This is a genomic window from Lichenicoccus roseus, assembly GCF_005844085.1.
In the GTDB taxonomy this organism is placed as follows: domain Bacteria; phylum Pseudomonadota; class Alphaproteobacteria; order Acetobacterales; family Acetobacteraceae; genus Lichenicoccus; species Lichenicoccus roseus.
This window is the reverse complement of the sequence record NZ_VCDI01000005.1, coordinates 76,604-90,349: the sequence shown is the minus strand read 5'-3', so window position 1 is coordinate 90,349 and position 13,746 is coordinate 76,604. Positions and strand designations below refer to the sequence as shown.

Genomic DNA, 13,746 nt, shown 5'->3' with positions numbered 1-13,746 from the left:
AAAACCTCAATGCGCAGCCCGGAACCCGGCGGACGGCAATCCCCGCCGCAGACGGACCAGGCACCGGCCGATCCGACGCGCGACATCGCCTACGACATCCTGGTCTCGGTGCTGGAGCGCCGGCGCAGCCTGGATGCGGTGCTGGATCGCGCGCCGGCGACGGTGCCCGCCCGCGATCGCGCGGCGGCGCACCGGCTGGCGGCGATGGTGCTGCGTCGGCTCGGCACGCTCGATGCCGTGCTGCGTCCGCTGCTGGCCCGGCCGCCGCCACCGCCGGTGCGGCTGGTGCTGCTGCTCGGAGCGGCGCAGCTGCTGTTCCTGCAGACACCCGCACATGCCGCGGTCGGCACCAGCGTCGAACTTGTGCGCAGGAGGCGGCTGGCGCCGTTCGCCGGCCTGGTCAACGCGGTGCTGCGTCGCGTCGCGGCGCAGGGCGAGGCGTCGCTGGCCGGTCTCGACCAGGCGTTGCTCGATATGCCGGGCTGGCTGTGGTCGTCGCTGTCCACGGTGTTCGGGGAGGACGCCGCGCGTCGCATCGCCGACGGCATCCGGCAGGAGGCGCCGCTGGATCTGACGCTGCGTCGCGCCGCCGCCGCCCCCGAGGGTGCCGTGCGCCTGCCCACCGGCACGATGCGGCTGCCGGCGGGCACCAGGGTCGCCGACCTTGCCGGATACGCCCGGGTGGATACGGGAGGCACGTTCTGGGTGCAGGACGTCGCCGCCGCGCTGCCGGTCATGCTGCTGGACCCGCAGCCGGGTGAGCGCATCGCCGACCTGTGTGCCGCACCCGGCGGCAAGACGGCGCAGCTTGTCGATGCCGGCGCCGAGGTGATCGCACTCGATCGCGACCGCAGCCGGCTGCAACGTGTCCGCGAAAATCTCGACAGGCTCGCGATGCAGGCCGATCTGGTCGAGGCCGACGCGCTGTCCTGGCGACCTCCGGCCCTGCTCGATGCCGTGCTGCTGGATGCGCCGTGCAGCGCCACCGGCACCGCCCGCCGGCATCCCGAGGTGCTGCACACCCGCGCTTCCGCCGACCTGCCGGCGTTCGCCCAGGGCCAGGCGCGGCTGATCGAGGCGGCATCGACCATGCTGCGGCCCGGCGGACGGCTGCTCTACGCGGTCTGCTCGATGCAGCCGGAAGAGGCCGAGGCGCAGCTTGCGGTGGCGCACCGAGCCGGCCTGCGGCACGTCCCGTTCGAAGCCGCCGAGCTCGCCATGCTGCCCGAGGCGCTCACCGCGGAAGGCTGCCTGCGCACCCATCCCGGCCTCTGGCCGGAGCATGGCGGCATGGACGGCTTCTTTGCTGCACGTTTCGTTCGTACATGACCGAGTGTCACTTGTGTACGGTCACGTCCTTCCTGCTAGAAGCGCAGCATGACATCGACATCAGGCATCATCGTCGCTCCCAGCCTGCTGGCGGCGGACTTTGCCCGTGCAGGGGAGGAAACCGCCGCAGTCGAGGCTGCCGGCGGTGACTGGCTGCATCTCGACGTGATGGACGGTCATTTCGTCCCGAACCTGTCGTTCGGCACGCAGATGATCAAGGCGTTGCGGCCGCGCTCGAAGCTGCCGTTCGACGTGCACCTGATGATCGAGCCGGCCGATCCGTTTCTCGCGGCATTCGTCGAGGCCGGCGCCGATCACATCCATGTCCACATCGAGGCCGGTCCGCACGCCCACCGCTCGCTGCAGACGATCCGCGCGCTTGGCGCCAAGGCCGGCATCGCGCTTTGCCCGGCGACATCGCCCGAGGCGATCGCGGAAGTACTCGACATCGCCGACATGGTGCTGGTGATGACGGTCAATCCCGGCTTCGGCGGCCAGAAGTTCCTCGACAGCCAGCTCTCCAAGGTGAAGCGGATCCGCAGCATGCTGACCGGCATGGGGCGTGACCTGCCGATCCTCGTCGATGGCGGGGTCGACCGGAATACCGCACCGCGCTGCATCGAAGCAGGCGCCACCGTCATGGTGGGCGGCACTTCGGTGTTCGGGGCAGGGGATTACGCGGCGGCGATCGCCGGGCTGCGCGGTCGATCGGGGAGCGTAGCCGGATGAGCGTCCGCCGCTGGAGCCAGGATGCCAGGCTCTCCATCGCCCGCCTGCCCGGCCTGAGCGGGGGGCTCGGCCTCGGACGCATCCCCGACGCGCCGCAGCAGGCGATCCGGGACCTCTGGGCCGGCGATCCCGCGATCGGTGCGCGGATCATGAAGGGCGAGATGCACCATCGCGGCGCGATCTGCCCGGTGTCGGTGGTCAGCGTGCCGGCGATCGTGGTCCACGGCAGCAACGGCGGTGCGGGCAACGGCGCATTCGGGGGCGCACCCGGAAGCGCCGCCGGCGTGGTGTCGCCGATGCTGCGTGCCCATGCGCAGGGCTTCACCTGGCTGCGCGACCTGCGAGCGCTCAACACCGATAGCGCCCGGCTGCGCGCCCGCGCCCTGGTCGCGGAGTGGCTGCAGCGGCCGCCGAACGACGCCACCGCGCGCAGCCCGGACGTGATTGGCGCACGCGTCGCCGCCTGGCTGATGCACTACGACTTCTTCGCGGCCTCGGCGGACGACGGCTTCCGGCAGCGGCTGATGGCCCGCGTGGTGATCGACGGCCGCTCGCTGATGGCGGTGCTGCCGTCCGGCACCCACGACCATCGCACGCTCAGCGCCTTCAAGGGCCTGCTCGCCTGCGCGGTGGCACTCCCGGAGCAGGGCGCACTGCTGGCCCGCTACATGCGCTTCATCACCGCCGAGCTTGGCCGGCAGGTGCTGCTCGATGGCTGCCAGACCGAGCGCAGCCCGTACGCCCACCTCGTCACCCTGCGCGAACTCGCCGAGATGCGTGCGCTGATGCAGACCGGCCAGATCGCACCGCCGCTCTCGCTGGCGGCGGCCCTTGACCGCATGGCGCCCGCCTTGCGCGCACTGCGGCACGGGGATGGCGGGCTTGCGCTGTTCAACGGCAGCCAGGAAGAGGACCCCGCGCATATCGATCAGGTGCTGATGCTGGCGGCGCGTGGCCGGGCGGTGCAGCAGGCGCTTCCAGAAGGCGGCTTCCTGCGGCTGCAGGTCGGCCGCAGCCTGCTGTTCGTCGATGCCGGGCCACCGGCGCCGCCGGGCTACGATGCCCTGGCGCAGGCCGGCACGCTGTCCTTCGAGCTGTCGGTCGGCCGCGAGCGCCTGATCGTGAACTGCGGCGCCTCGATCGCGGCGGGCTGGCAGGAGGCGATGCGTTCCACGGCGGCGCATTCGACGCTCGCGATCGGCGACCGCTCGTCCTCGGATCTGGTGGAAGCGGCCGGGGCGGAAAGGGCGGGCATCTCGCGGCGGCCGGCGCATGTCGAGATCGACCACAAGCAGTCCGGCGAGGCGCACTGGCTCGAGCTCAGCCAGGATGGCTACAAGCCCGCCTTCGGCGCGGTGCATCGCCGCCGGCTGTATCTTGCCGAGGATGGCCGCGACATCCGTGGCGAGGATTTCGTCGAGGCGGACCGGCCCTGCGCCTTTTCGCTGCGCTTCCACCTGCATCCGGATGTCGAGGTGAGCATCGACGCCGAGGCTGGCGGTGTGCTGCTGACGCTGCCGTCCGGCGGCAAGTGGCGCATGCGCCTGGAGGGCGGCACGGTCACCGTGGAGGAGAGCATCTATCTCGGCCGTGGCGCGCCGCGGCTCAGCCGGCAGATCGTGGTCGCGGTTGCCGAACCGGGCGCGAACCCGGTTGTGGCCGCTCCTCCCGTTGGGCCGGACGATGCGCCTGTCGACGCGCAGAACGAGACGCAGGCGGCGCCGGGCGTCCAGGCGGTGCGTTGGGCGCTGTCCAGCGTGGACTGAACACCGGCTTCCTGTTGCCTGCGTGAAGATCCTCCAGGTCACCAACGTCGATTTCTCGCTGCGGCACTTCCTGCTGCCGCTGATGCGCGAACTGCGCCGGCGCGGCCACGAGGTGGTCGGCGTCTGTGCCGACGGTGCCCTGCTCGCCGAGGTGCGCGCGGAGGGCTTCCGGGTGGTGGCGCTGCCGATGGCGCGCAGCCTGCACCCGGGGGCGCAGCTGCGCGCGTTCGTTGCACTCCTCAGGCTCATACGCGCCGAGCGTCCGGACTGCGTGCACGCGCACATGCCGATCAGCGGCCTGCTGGCCCGCCTGGCGGCACGGCTCTGCGGTGTGCGGGTGGTTGCCTATACCTGCCACGGCTACCTGTTCAACCAGCCCGGCCCGCTGCCCCGGCGCGCCCTGGCGCTGGCACTCGAATGGCTCGCCGGCCACATCACCGACCGCTACTTCACTGTCTCCGACGAGGAGGCGCGGGATGCGCGCCGGCTGCGCATCCATCCGGGAGCGGTCGCGGTCGGCAACGGACGCGACCCCGCGATCTTCCACCCCGACGCGGAGGCACGCGCCGCGATCCGTGACTCCCTCGATGTGCCGGAAGGCTGCGTGGTGGTGATCGCGGTGTCCCGCATGGTCCGGCACAAGGGTTACCCGGAACTGCTTGAGGCAATGCGCGCGGTGCCGGGGGCGGAGTTGTGGGTGGTGGGCGCGCGCCTGGACTCCGACCATGGCGAGGGACTCGAGCCGGCCTTTGCGGCGGCCGCACGACCCGAGGCGCTGGGCGACAGGCTGCGCCGGCTCGGCTACCGGCGCGACATCGCCGCCCTGCTGGCCGCGTCCGACATCTTCGTGCTGCCAAGCCATTTCGAGGGCCTGCCGATGTCGGTGATCGAGGCCATGCTGTGCGCATTGCCGGTGGTCGCGACCGACATACGCGGCCCGCGCGAACAGGTGGTCGAGGGCGAGACCGGCCTGCTGGTGCCGCCGGCAACCGTGGCGCCGCTTGCGGAGGCCTTGCAGCGCCTAGCCACCGACCGTGCGCTCCGGCTGCGAATGGGCGAGGCCGGATGCGCGCGGGCGAAGGCGCTGTATGACGAGGCGATCGTGGTCGCGCGGGTGGCGACGCTGCTGGAGACACCCGACAGCAACAGCAGATCTCGCGGACGGCTTCTCAGCAGCTGGTGAACCCGCCATCGATCGGCAACGTGACGCCCGAAATCATCGACGCGCCATCGCCGAGCAGGAACACGATGGGAGCGGCGATCTCGTCCTCGGTGGCCCACCGACGCAGCGGCATCTTGTCGAGGAACGGACCGCCGATTTCCGGCCGGCCCCAGTAGAACGCGGACATCTCCGTCATGACCACGGTCGGGTTGACGCTGTTGACGCGTATCCCGTGCGGACCAAGTTCGAGCGCCGAGACACGGGTGATGCTGTCCAGCGCTGTCTTCGAGGCCGCATACGAAATATGCCCCGACAACGCGACCAGCGCCGCCTGGCTCGACACGTTGACGATGGCACCGCCCTTGCCCTGCCGGATCATCGATTGCGACGCGTATTTCGTCACCAGCAATGCGCCGCGTGTGTTGATCGCGATCGCCTTGTCGAATACGGCGATGTCGGTTTCCATCGGGGTGGCGATCTCGCCGCCGAAGCCACCGCAATTCACCACGCCCCACAGGTCGAGATGCTGCAAGGCGTTGCGCACGCTCTCCTCGGATTCAAGCTCGAAGGGCAGTATCCGGCATCCGGTCCCGGCGGCCAGGGTTTCAAGCGCTGCCGTGGAGCGTCCGCTGGCGATGACGTCTGCGCCCGCCGCAACCAGTTGCCGCACCGTCGCCCCGCCGATGCCGCCGCTCGCGCCGGTCACCAGGATGGTCCGCCCGTCCAATCCCCACATGCCGTATCTCCCTTCGACTCAGGCGGCCCCGTCGCGTCCCACCATCAGGCGCACGATCTCCTCGGGCTCGGTATCGCCGACCCGACGCTCGCCGGCGAGTTGGCCGCGACGCAGGACCACGATGCGGTCCGATACCGCGAACATGTCGGCGAGGTTGTGCGAGATGAAGATCACGCCGAGACCCTTGGCGCGCAGGTTGCGGATCAGGTCCATCACCTTGCGCTGCTCTGGCACGCCGAGTGCTGCCGTCGGCTCGTCCATGATGATGACGCGCGCATCGAAATGGATCGCGCGCCCGATCGCGACCGCCTGCCGCTGGCCGCCCGACAGCGCGCGTACCGGCCGGTCGAGGCGATCGAGATGCACGTCGAGCACGGCCAGCGCGCCCGCCGCCTCCTCGCGCATCCGCCGGCGATCGACGCGCGGCAGGAACAGGAAACGCGTCATCAGCTCGCGTCCGAGAAACACGTTGGCGCCGATATCCAGGTTATCGGCCAGCGCCAGGTCCTGGTAGATCGTCTCGATCCCCTGCCGCCTTGCGTCCTGCGGACCGTCGAACGTCACCGGCCGGCCGCCGACCAGGATCTCGCCGTCGCTCGGCAGATACACGCCGGAGACGATCTTGGTGAAGGTGGATTTGCCGGCGCCATTATCGCCGGCCAGCGCCACCACCTCGCCCGGAGCAAGTTGGAAATCGAAACGCTCGAGTGCGTGCACGCCGCCGAAGCGCTTCGACAGGCCACGTGTTTCGAGCAGCGGCTCGGCGGTATCACCCATCCGCGCGTCCCCCGCCGCCGATCCGTTTCTGGCTCTGGTCCACCAGCACCGAAACGATGATCACCAGGCCGACGGCGATGAACTGCCAGAACGGCTCGACATCGAGGAACACCAGCCCGTACTGGATCACGGCGATGATCAGCGCGCCTATGATGGTGCCGCTGACCGTGCCGGAGCCGCCGAACAGGCTGGCGCCGCCGATCACCACGGCGGCGATGCTGTCCAGCAGCAGCGGCTCGCCGGCCTGTGGCGCGCCGGCGGCAAAACGGCCGGTGTAGAGGATGCCGCCGATCCCTGCCGTCAGCGCCGACAGGATATAGAGCCGCGTCGTCAGCTTGCGCACGTCGACGCCGGCCCGCAGCGTTGCCTGGGAATTGCCGCCGATCGCGTAGGTGTATTGGCCGGTCAGCGATTCCGCGAGGAGGTAGTGCACGGCCAGCACGATAAGCAGCGTCACCAGGACGACGATCGGGAAGCCGGCGATGCGGCCGTTGCCGAGCGTGGTGAGCCAGCTGTTGGACACCGGGACGGTGGTGCCGTTGGCGATGATGTAGGCGGCGCCGCGGGTGACGCCGTACATCCCGAGCGTGCAGATGAACGGCGGCACCTTCAGGCGCGCGACGATCTGGCCGTTGACCCAGCCGGGTACCAGGCAGACGGCGAGGGCGGCGACGATTGCCGCCACCAGCGCGCCGCCGTCGCCGAGGGCATTGCCGGTCGCATTCACCACCAGGGCGGCGATGACGGAGGCGAGGCCCATGGTGAAGCCGACGGAGAGATCGATGCCGCCGGAGATGATGACCAGCGTCTGCCCGAGGCCGAGCAGCACGGGTGCCACCGCGAACACCGCGATCGACCGGATGTTGGCGCCGCTGGCGATGAAGCTGACGCCGTACGCGACCTGCGACCAGATCTCGAAGGTGACCAGCAGCACGATCAGGAACAGCCACGCCCGCAGCGATGCCACGGTGGCCAGCAGGTTGCGTCGCCCGCTGCCCTGGGCGCGACCGGCGCTCGCGATGCCGGTGGCGCTCATGCGGCGTAGAGGAAGCGCTTGATCGCCGGATCGTCGACGTTCTTCTTGTCGATGATGGTGAAACCGGTCGCGATCGCCGGCGGGATCGACTGGCCGGTGAGATGCGCGTAGGCGCTGGCGACCGCGAACCAGCCGATCTCGGCCGGATGCTGCGCGATGGCAATATCGACCAGGCCGCTCTTGAGGTTGCCGACGATGGAGAGCGGCGCGTCGAAGGCCACGACCTTGACCTTGCCGGCGGCGCCGCTCTGCTGCACGCCGTTTCCGGCGCCGATCGCCGAGAACAGGTTGGTGCCGAAGATGCCGGCGAGATCGGTGTGCCGCGACAGTACCGATTGCGCCTGCGACGCCGCCTTGTTGGCGTCGTCGTCGTTGAACTCGGTCGGCAGCACCGTGATGTTCGGGTGCCTGGCCATTTCCGCCTTGAAGCCGGCCTCGCGCTGGTCGGTGGTCGAGACGCCGGCCTCGATGTTCGAGACGTACACCTTGCCCTTGTCGCCGATCGAGTGGGCGAGCGCGCGCGCCGCGATCTCGCCGCCGGTGGTGTTGTTCGATGCGATGTAGGAGAGCGGGAAATCGGCGTCGCCGGATCCGGTCTGGTACTGGCCGCCGCCGATGAAGGTGTCGACCGTGATCACAGGGACGCCGGCGTCGAAGGCCGCGCGCAGCGGCCGGATGAGCTGCGTCTTGTCGGTCGGTGCGATCAGCAGCGCATCCGGGTGACGCGCCACCACCGCCTCCAGCACCGGCACCTGCGACACCGGGTTGAAGGTCGGCGCCCCCTGGAACACCAGGCCGACGCCGAGCGCGCTGGCCGCCGCCGCGGCGCCGCGATGCATGGTGATGTAGAAGGCGTCGGTCGTCAGGCCCGGCACCAGGGCGATGGAATATCGCTTGCCGGCGGCCTTTGTCCTGGAGCCCGTTGCCAGGATCGCGGCCGCCGATCCACCGAGCCCGGCCAGCAGATTTCTCCGGTCCATGGCACCCTCCCCGTCTTATTTGTTGGGGAAAGCAAAGCATGCGGCGGCCGCCGCGCATAGGCCGGACGGCTATGTGACGATGACCTTCACCCGGTGCCATGCGGCACACAGATAGCCCTTGAAGTTCCACACCTCGGCGGCCGAGGCGGGCTGGGTCTGGCCGGCTTCGTCCCAGGCGCGAACCACCAGCTCGTGCTCACCGGCCGGCAGATCCAGCGTCGTCTGCCAGAAAATCCAGGCCGCGGGCTCCTCCGGGTCGCGCTGCAGAGCCGCCTGCACCCAGTGCCGGCCGCCATCGGGCGATACGTCGACACGCGCCACGGCGCGACCGCTGGCGATCGCGTAGCCGCGCACTTCCGTGCAGCCCGGCGACAATATCGCGTCAGCCTGCGGGGTGCAGATCGCCGAGTTCAGCGGCATGGCGTCGATGGTGAGGCCGGCATTCCAGTCCACCGTCTCGGCGTCGATATCGGGCGGCAGCAGCTTGTAGTCCTGCTGCTGCATCGGGTTGTCCGACGGCCGGTCCTGCACTGTGATGGAGGTCAGCCATTTCGGGCTGCGCACGCCGGCATAGCCCGGCACCATCAGCCGCAGCGGATAGCCATGCTCGCGCTTCAGCGGCTTGTCGTTCATCGCCCAGGCGAGCAGCACGTCGTCCTGCAGGGCGCGCTGCATGCCGATCGAGACGCCGTACCGGACGCGCTGCCCGGCCTCCTCGACGACATCCGCGCCGGTGAAGGCGACGTGCGACGCGGCCGACGCGCCCGCCGCGCGCAGCACCTCGTACAGGGGAATGCCGGTCCATCTCGCGTAGCCGATCGCGCCCGGCGCCCAGGGATCGCCGGTGGTCGGCTTGACCGGCTGCAGGTCGGCCCTGCGGTTGCCGGCGCATTGCAGCACCGCGCCCACCGTCCGGTGCGGCGCCAGGTCCCGCAGCTCGGGCATCGAGAGATCGAGCGGCCGGTCCACCAGGCCATCGATGCGCAGCCGATGCGTGGCCGCGTCCAGTTGCGGAATATCGCCGTGGCTGCGGACGTAGAAATCCTCCGCGTCGGTCACGAACGACGCGCGCAGCCGGTCCAGGTTCGGCTCGGCGTTGAACGGCGCCGCGGAATGCACGATCAGGCTGGTCATTTCCGCAGCACCCCACGCAGATGATTGCCATGCAGCGCGAGCGCCGCCTCCGCCTCCGGCCGGCTCATGCCGTGCAGCAGCAGCACCGCCAGCTTCACGCGGCCATCTGCCATCGCAAGGGCCGCCCGGATCGCGTCGTCATCCGCACCGGTCAGGCTGCGCAGCATGCGCTCGGCGCGGGCGCGGAGTTTCACGTTGGTCGCCTGCATGTCGACCATCTCGCCATGCCAGACCCGGCCCAGCCGGATCATCAGCGTCGTCGAGATCAGGTTCAGCACGATCTTCTGCGCCGTGCCCGCCTTCAGCCGGGTGGAGCCGGCCACCGCCTCGGCCCCGGTCTCGACCAGCACGGCGAGTTCCGCCTCGTCCAGCAGCGGTGCGCCGGGGCTGTTGGCGATCCCCACCGTGAGGCAACCCGCCTGCCGCGCCGAACGCAGCGCGGCGCGGGTGTAGGGCGTGGTGCCGCTGGCGGCGAGGGCCAGCAGCACGTCGTTCGGCCCTAGAGACAGCGTTGCCACATCGGCGACCGCCATTTCCGTGCGGTCCTCGGCGCCCTCCACGGCCTGCACCAGCGCCCGCTCGCCGCCTGCGACCAGGAAGGCGAGCCGGTCGCGCGGCCAGTCGAAGGTCGGGGTAAGTTCCGCGCCATCCTGGAAGGCGAGCCGGCCGGAGGTGCCGGCGCCGGCATAGGCAAGGCGGCCGCCTGCGACGAGGCGCGGCAGGGCGGCCTCGACCACGCGTCCGAGCTCCGGCAGCGCGGCCCGCACCGCCGCCATTGCCTCGGCCTGGCTGTCGAGCAGGACGTCCAGGATCGCAGGCGCCTCCCAGCCATCGAGATCCCGGCTGCGCGGGTCCTGTGCCTCGGTCGCGACCAGCATTGGCGCCACGGGCGGCGGGGTGTCGGTGGACATGCGGCGCAACTCCCGGTTACCGGCGCCACAACGCCGTCCTACTGTCGCGGGTGCAAGGCAGGAGGCGGCATGGAGTTCGCGGATCGTATCGACAGCGCGTTCGCGCCGGCCGCCGCCGCGGTCGAGGCCGGACTGATCCCGGGGGCTGTGCTCGGCGTCATCGATCGCGGCGGCCGGCGCGCGGTGCGTCATGCCGGCTGGGCGACCTTGGTGCCCGGGCGTGAGCCGGTCACCGCCGGCACCTGGTTCGACCTCGCCTCGCTGACCAAGCCGATCTTCACCACCACGGCGATCCTGCGCCTGTGGCGTGCCGGCCGGCTGGATCTCGACACGCGGCTGGCCGCGCTGATCCCGGACCTGCGGCAATACGATGTGGCGAACGCCCCGGAGCGCCGGCTGACGGTGCGGCAGTGTCTCGCGCATCGCACCCACCTGCCGGCGGTGGAGCCGATCTACACCTATGGCAGCGACCCGCAGACCCTGCGCGCCTTCGTGCTGCAGCGCGCGTGGCGGGCGGTGGCAGAGCCGGTGTATTCGGACATCAACTTCATCCTGCTCGGCATCGCCATCGAGCGGCTGACCGGGATGCCGCTCGCAGCGCAACCCGTGCCGGCGGGACTGTCCTTCGAGCCGGTCCCGGAAGAGTGCGCCGCGACCGAACATTGCATGTGGCGGGGCCGGATGCTGCGCGGCGAGGTGCATGACGAGAACGCCTTTGCCCTCGGCGGCGCGGCTGGCCATGCCGGGCTGTTCGGCACCATTGATGGCGTGCTCGATTTCGCTCAGGGCGTGCTGACCGGTGACGGCTGGACCGATGCCGAGCTCGACGCGATCACCCAGCCGGCCGGCGCCCGTCGCACCCTCGGCTGGGAGCACCGCCACGATGGCTGGTCCGGCGGCGCCTTGTGCTCGCCGCGGACCATCGGCCATCTCGGCTTCACCGGCACCGGGCTGTGGATCGACCGCACCGCCGGCGTGGCCTGGAGCCTGCTGACCAACCGCGTGCATCCGACCCGCCATCGCGACACCGGCATCATGCAGGTCCGGCGGCAGACCGGGGAGGCGCTATACGGTTGGCCGCTTGACAGCCGGCCGAGCGCTGCCGGCTAAGTCCTGCATCCAGCTGGGACCCCGACGCCATGGCGCGCCTCGATATCGCAGTCAAAGGACTGTTTCCGACACTGGTCGCCGCGGTGGAATTGCCGGATGCCGCCGCGCGCAACCGGGAGCTTGCCGAAATCATCCTGCGCCGGCGCGAGCAGACCCCCTCGATCCAGGCGTCCAATGCCGGCGGCTGGCACTCGGACCGGGCCATCGCGGACTGGGGCGGCCCACGTGTCGCGGAGGTGCTGAAGGCCGCCCGTGACATCGCCACCCAGCTGACGGCGGAACGAAACGGCGAGCCGGCGCACCCGGCCTGGATCACGCAGGCCTGGGCGAACGTGAACGGCCCGGGCGACGGCAACATCTGCCACTATCACCCCGGCGCGTACTGGTCGGGCACGTATTATGTCGAGGATGGCGGCTGCGCAGCGGATCCATCGCTCGGCGGCGAGTTCGAGATGCTGGATCCGCGTGGTCCGGGGCCGGGGATGTACGCGCCACGCTACAAGTTCGCGGGCGAGGATGGGCGGTCAGTCGGCAGCGGGGAAACCATCCGCCCGAAGCCGGGCCTGCTGTTCCTGTTCCCGTCCTGGCTGTTCCACCAGGTGCGGCCGTATCGGGGTCGCGCCCTGCGCATATCGCTCGCTTTCAACTTCGGCGTCGTGCCGGAGTCCTGAGCAGATCCACTGCGGTCACGGCCACGGCCAGATGTCGCGCCTGATCGGTTGCATGTTCTGTTCTTTCGTGGAAATGTTTTTTTTCGAAAAAGCGCACCTGATGCGCGCTCGGGGAATGTCCTTGCATCAAGCGCCGGCCCATCGTCGCAGCCCGCTCACCGACCCAGCCGTCAACGGCTGGAGGGTATCGACGAACGCGGCGCGGCGCGGTCGACGCCCCATGCGGCCCGGCGGCACCCGGATTTGGCGACAGGCATCGGGAGCATGAGCCTCGTCCTCGAGAATGTCGGCCTGAAGTCCGGCGCCGACACCATCATCGACGCGGTCAGCCTGCGCTTCGATCGCGGCACCATGAACATCCTGCTGGGGCCGACCTTGTCCGGCAAAACGAGCCTGATGCGTCTGATGGCCGGCCTGGACAAGCCGAGCAGCGGGCATGTGTCGGTGCATGGCAAGGATGTCGCGAAGGTGCCGGTGCGCCGCCGTTCGGTTGCCATGGTCTACCAGCAGTTCGTGAACTACCCGTCGCTCACCGTCTACGAGAACATCGCCTCGCCGTTGCGGGTCGCCGGTGTCGCGAAGGCCGAGATCGAGACCCGCGTCGCCGAGGCCGCGCGCGTGCTGCGGCTCGAGCCGTTCCTGACCAGGCTGCCGGCACAGCTGTCCGGTGGCCAGCAGCAGCGCACCGCCATCGCACGCGCCCTGGTCAAGCGTGCCGAGCTGGTGCTGCTCGACGAGCCGCTGGCCAACCTCGACTACAAGCTGCGCGAGGAGCTGCGTGTCGAGTTGCCGCGGCTGTTCGCCGAGTCCGGCTCGATCCTGGTCTATGCCACCACCGAACCGTCGGAGGCGCTCCTGCTCGGCGGCCGCACCGCAACGTTGTGGCAGGGCGGCCTGACCCAGTTCGGCGATACCGCGACCGTCTACCGGCAGCCCGGGAACATCGACTCCGCGCGGGTGTTCTCCGATCCCCCGTTGAACGAACTGACGGTGCGCAAGCATGGCGCGCGCGCGAAGCTTCCCGATGGGCGCGACGTCTCGGCGGCCTGGCTGGCCCCCGACCTGCCGGACGGCGAGTGGCGGCTCGGCTTCAGGGTCGAGAGCGCCGAGGTCGATGCCCCGGACGATGCTGCCGCGAGCGATGCCTCGGGTGGAACGAGCGGCCGCTTCAACGGCACCGTGGCGGTCACCGAGATCAGCGGTTCGGAAAGCTTCGTGCATGTCGACGTGGGGTTCGCCACCTGGGTCTGCCTGGTGCTCGGCGTGCATGACTGGACACCCGGCTCCAAGGTTTCGGTGCGCGTCGATCCGCGCGGCGTGTATGTATTCGATCAGGCTGGCGCACGGGTGGCGGTCGCTGCACCGCAGCGCTCGGCCGCCTATGCGACGACTGGCTGAGGACGCG

The 13,746-nt window shown here is 70.1% G+C and carries 13 protein-coding genes; 7 read left to right on the top strand and 6 right to left on the bottom strand.

Going from position 1 to position 13,746, the window contains the following annotated elements; all coding sequences use genetic code 11:
- Positions 1–9: 9 nt before the first annotated feature.
- Genes FE263_RS14615 through FE263_RS14600 form a run of 4 tightly spaced genes read left to right on the top strand, consistent with a single transcriptional unit; the run spans position 10 to position 5,007 of the window.
- Positions 10–1,329, top strand: coding sequence for an RsmB/NOP family class I SAM-dependent RNA methyltransferase (locus FE263_RS14615; RefSeq protein WP_240759632.1), 1,320 nt, complete (start codon positions 10–12; stop codon positions 1,327–1,329).
- A 48-nt stretch (positions 1,330–1,377) separates the two neighbouring features.
- Positions 1,378–2,058: a ribulose-phosphate 3-epimerase gene (gene rpe, locus FE263_RS14610; protein ID WP_138326771.1), complete on the top strand. Its 681-nt coding sequence runs from the start codon at positions 1,378–1,380 to the stop codon at positions 2,056–2,058.
- Complete coding sequence (locus FE263_RS14605; protein WP_138326770.1) at positions 2,055–3,824, top strand: heparinase II/III family protein; 1,770 nt, start codon at positions 2,055–2,057, stop codon at positions 3,822–3,824. Before rpe ends, FE263_RS14605 begins: the two co-directional genes overlap by 4 nt.
- Positions 3,825–3,846: 22 nt before the next feature.
- Complete coding sequence (locus tag FE263_RS14600) at positions 3,847–5,007, top strand: glycosyltransferase family 4 protein (protein WP_138326769.1); 1,161 nt, start codon at positions 3,847–3,849, stop codon at positions 5,005–5,007.
- Here FE263_RS14600 and FE263_RS14595 read toward each other — a convergent pair.
- The 6 genes from FE263_RS14595 to FE263_RS14570 all read right to left on the bottom strand — a co-directional run bounded on the left by FE263_RS14595 (position 4,994) and on the right by FE263_RS14570 (position 10,560).
- Entirely contained in the window at positions 4,994–5,722 is a 729-nt protein-coding gene (locus tag FE263_RS14595) for an SDR family oxidoreductase (protein ID WP_138326768.1), read from the bottom strand. The genes FE263_RS14600 and FE263_RS14595 overlap by 14 nt on opposite strands.
- 18 nt (positions 5,723–5,740) lie before the next feature.
- The gene (locus FE263_RS14590; RefSeq protein ID WP_138326767.1) at positions 5,741–6,499 is read right to left on the bottom strand and encodes an ATP-binding cassette domain-containing protein; all 759 of its coding nucleotides are present in this window, start codon (positions 6,497–6,499) and stop codon (positions 5,741–5,743) included.
- Positions 6,492–7,535: an ABC transporter permease subunit gene (locus FE263_RS14585; RefSeq protein ID WP_138326766.1), complete on the bottom strand. Its 1,044-nt coding sequence runs from the start codon at positions 7,533–7,535 to the stop codon at positions 6,492–6,494. The genes FE263_RS14590 and FE263_RS14585 overlap by 8 nt, the downstream gene beginning before the upstream one ends.
- A complete protein-coding gene (locus FE263_RS14580; protein ID WP_138326765.1) occupies positions 7,532–8,515 on the bottom strand; it encodes an ABC transporter substrate-binding protein in 984 nt (327 codons plus the stop codon). Before FE263_RS14580 ends, FE263_RS14585 begins: the two co-directional genes overlap by 4 nt.
- A 69-nt stretch (positions 8,516–8,584) precedes the next feature.
- Complete coding sequence (locus FE263_RS14575) at positions 8,585–9,649, bottom strand: sulfite oxidase (RefSeq protein WP_138326764.1); 1,065 nt, start codon at positions 9,647–9,649, stop codon at positions 8,585–8,587.
- Positions 9,646–10,560 carry an N-acetylmuramic acid 6-phosphate etherase gene (locus FE263_RS14570; RefSeq protein WP_138326763.1) on the bottom strand — a complete coding sequence of 305 codons (915 nt, stop codon included), beginning with the start codon at positions 10,558–10,560 and terminating at the stop codon, positions 9,646–9,648. The genes FE263_RS14575 and FE263_RS14570 overlap by 4 nt, the downstream gene beginning before the upstream one ends.
- Before the next feature lie 69 nt (positions 10,561–10,629).
- On the opposite strand from FE263_RS14570, the gene FE263_RS14565 reads away from it, so the two are divergent.
- The 3 genes from FE263_RS14565 to FE263_RS14555 all read left to right on the top strand — a co-directional run bounded on the left by FE263_RS14565 (position 10,630) and on the right by FE263_RS14555 (position 13,739).
- A complete protein-coding gene (locus tag FE263_RS14565) occupies positions 10,630–11,670 on the top strand; it encodes a serine hydrolase domain-containing protein (RefSeq protein WP_138326762.1) in 1,041 nt (346 codons plus the stop codon).
- Between the two features lie 29 nt (positions 11,671–11,699).
- A complete protein-coding gene (locus FE263_RS14560) occupies positions 11,700–12,341 on the top strand; it encodes a TIGR02466 family protein (protein WP_138326761.1) in 642 nt (213 codons plus the stop codon).
- A 264-nt stretch (positions 12,342–12,605) separates the two neighbouring features.
- Positions 12,606–13,739, top strand: a complete 1,134-nt coding sequence (locus FE263_RS14555) for an ABC transporter ATP-binding protein (protein WP_138326760.1) — start codon at positions 12,606–12,608, stop codon at positions 13,737–13,739.
- Positions 13,740–13,746 lie beyond the last annotated feature (7 nt).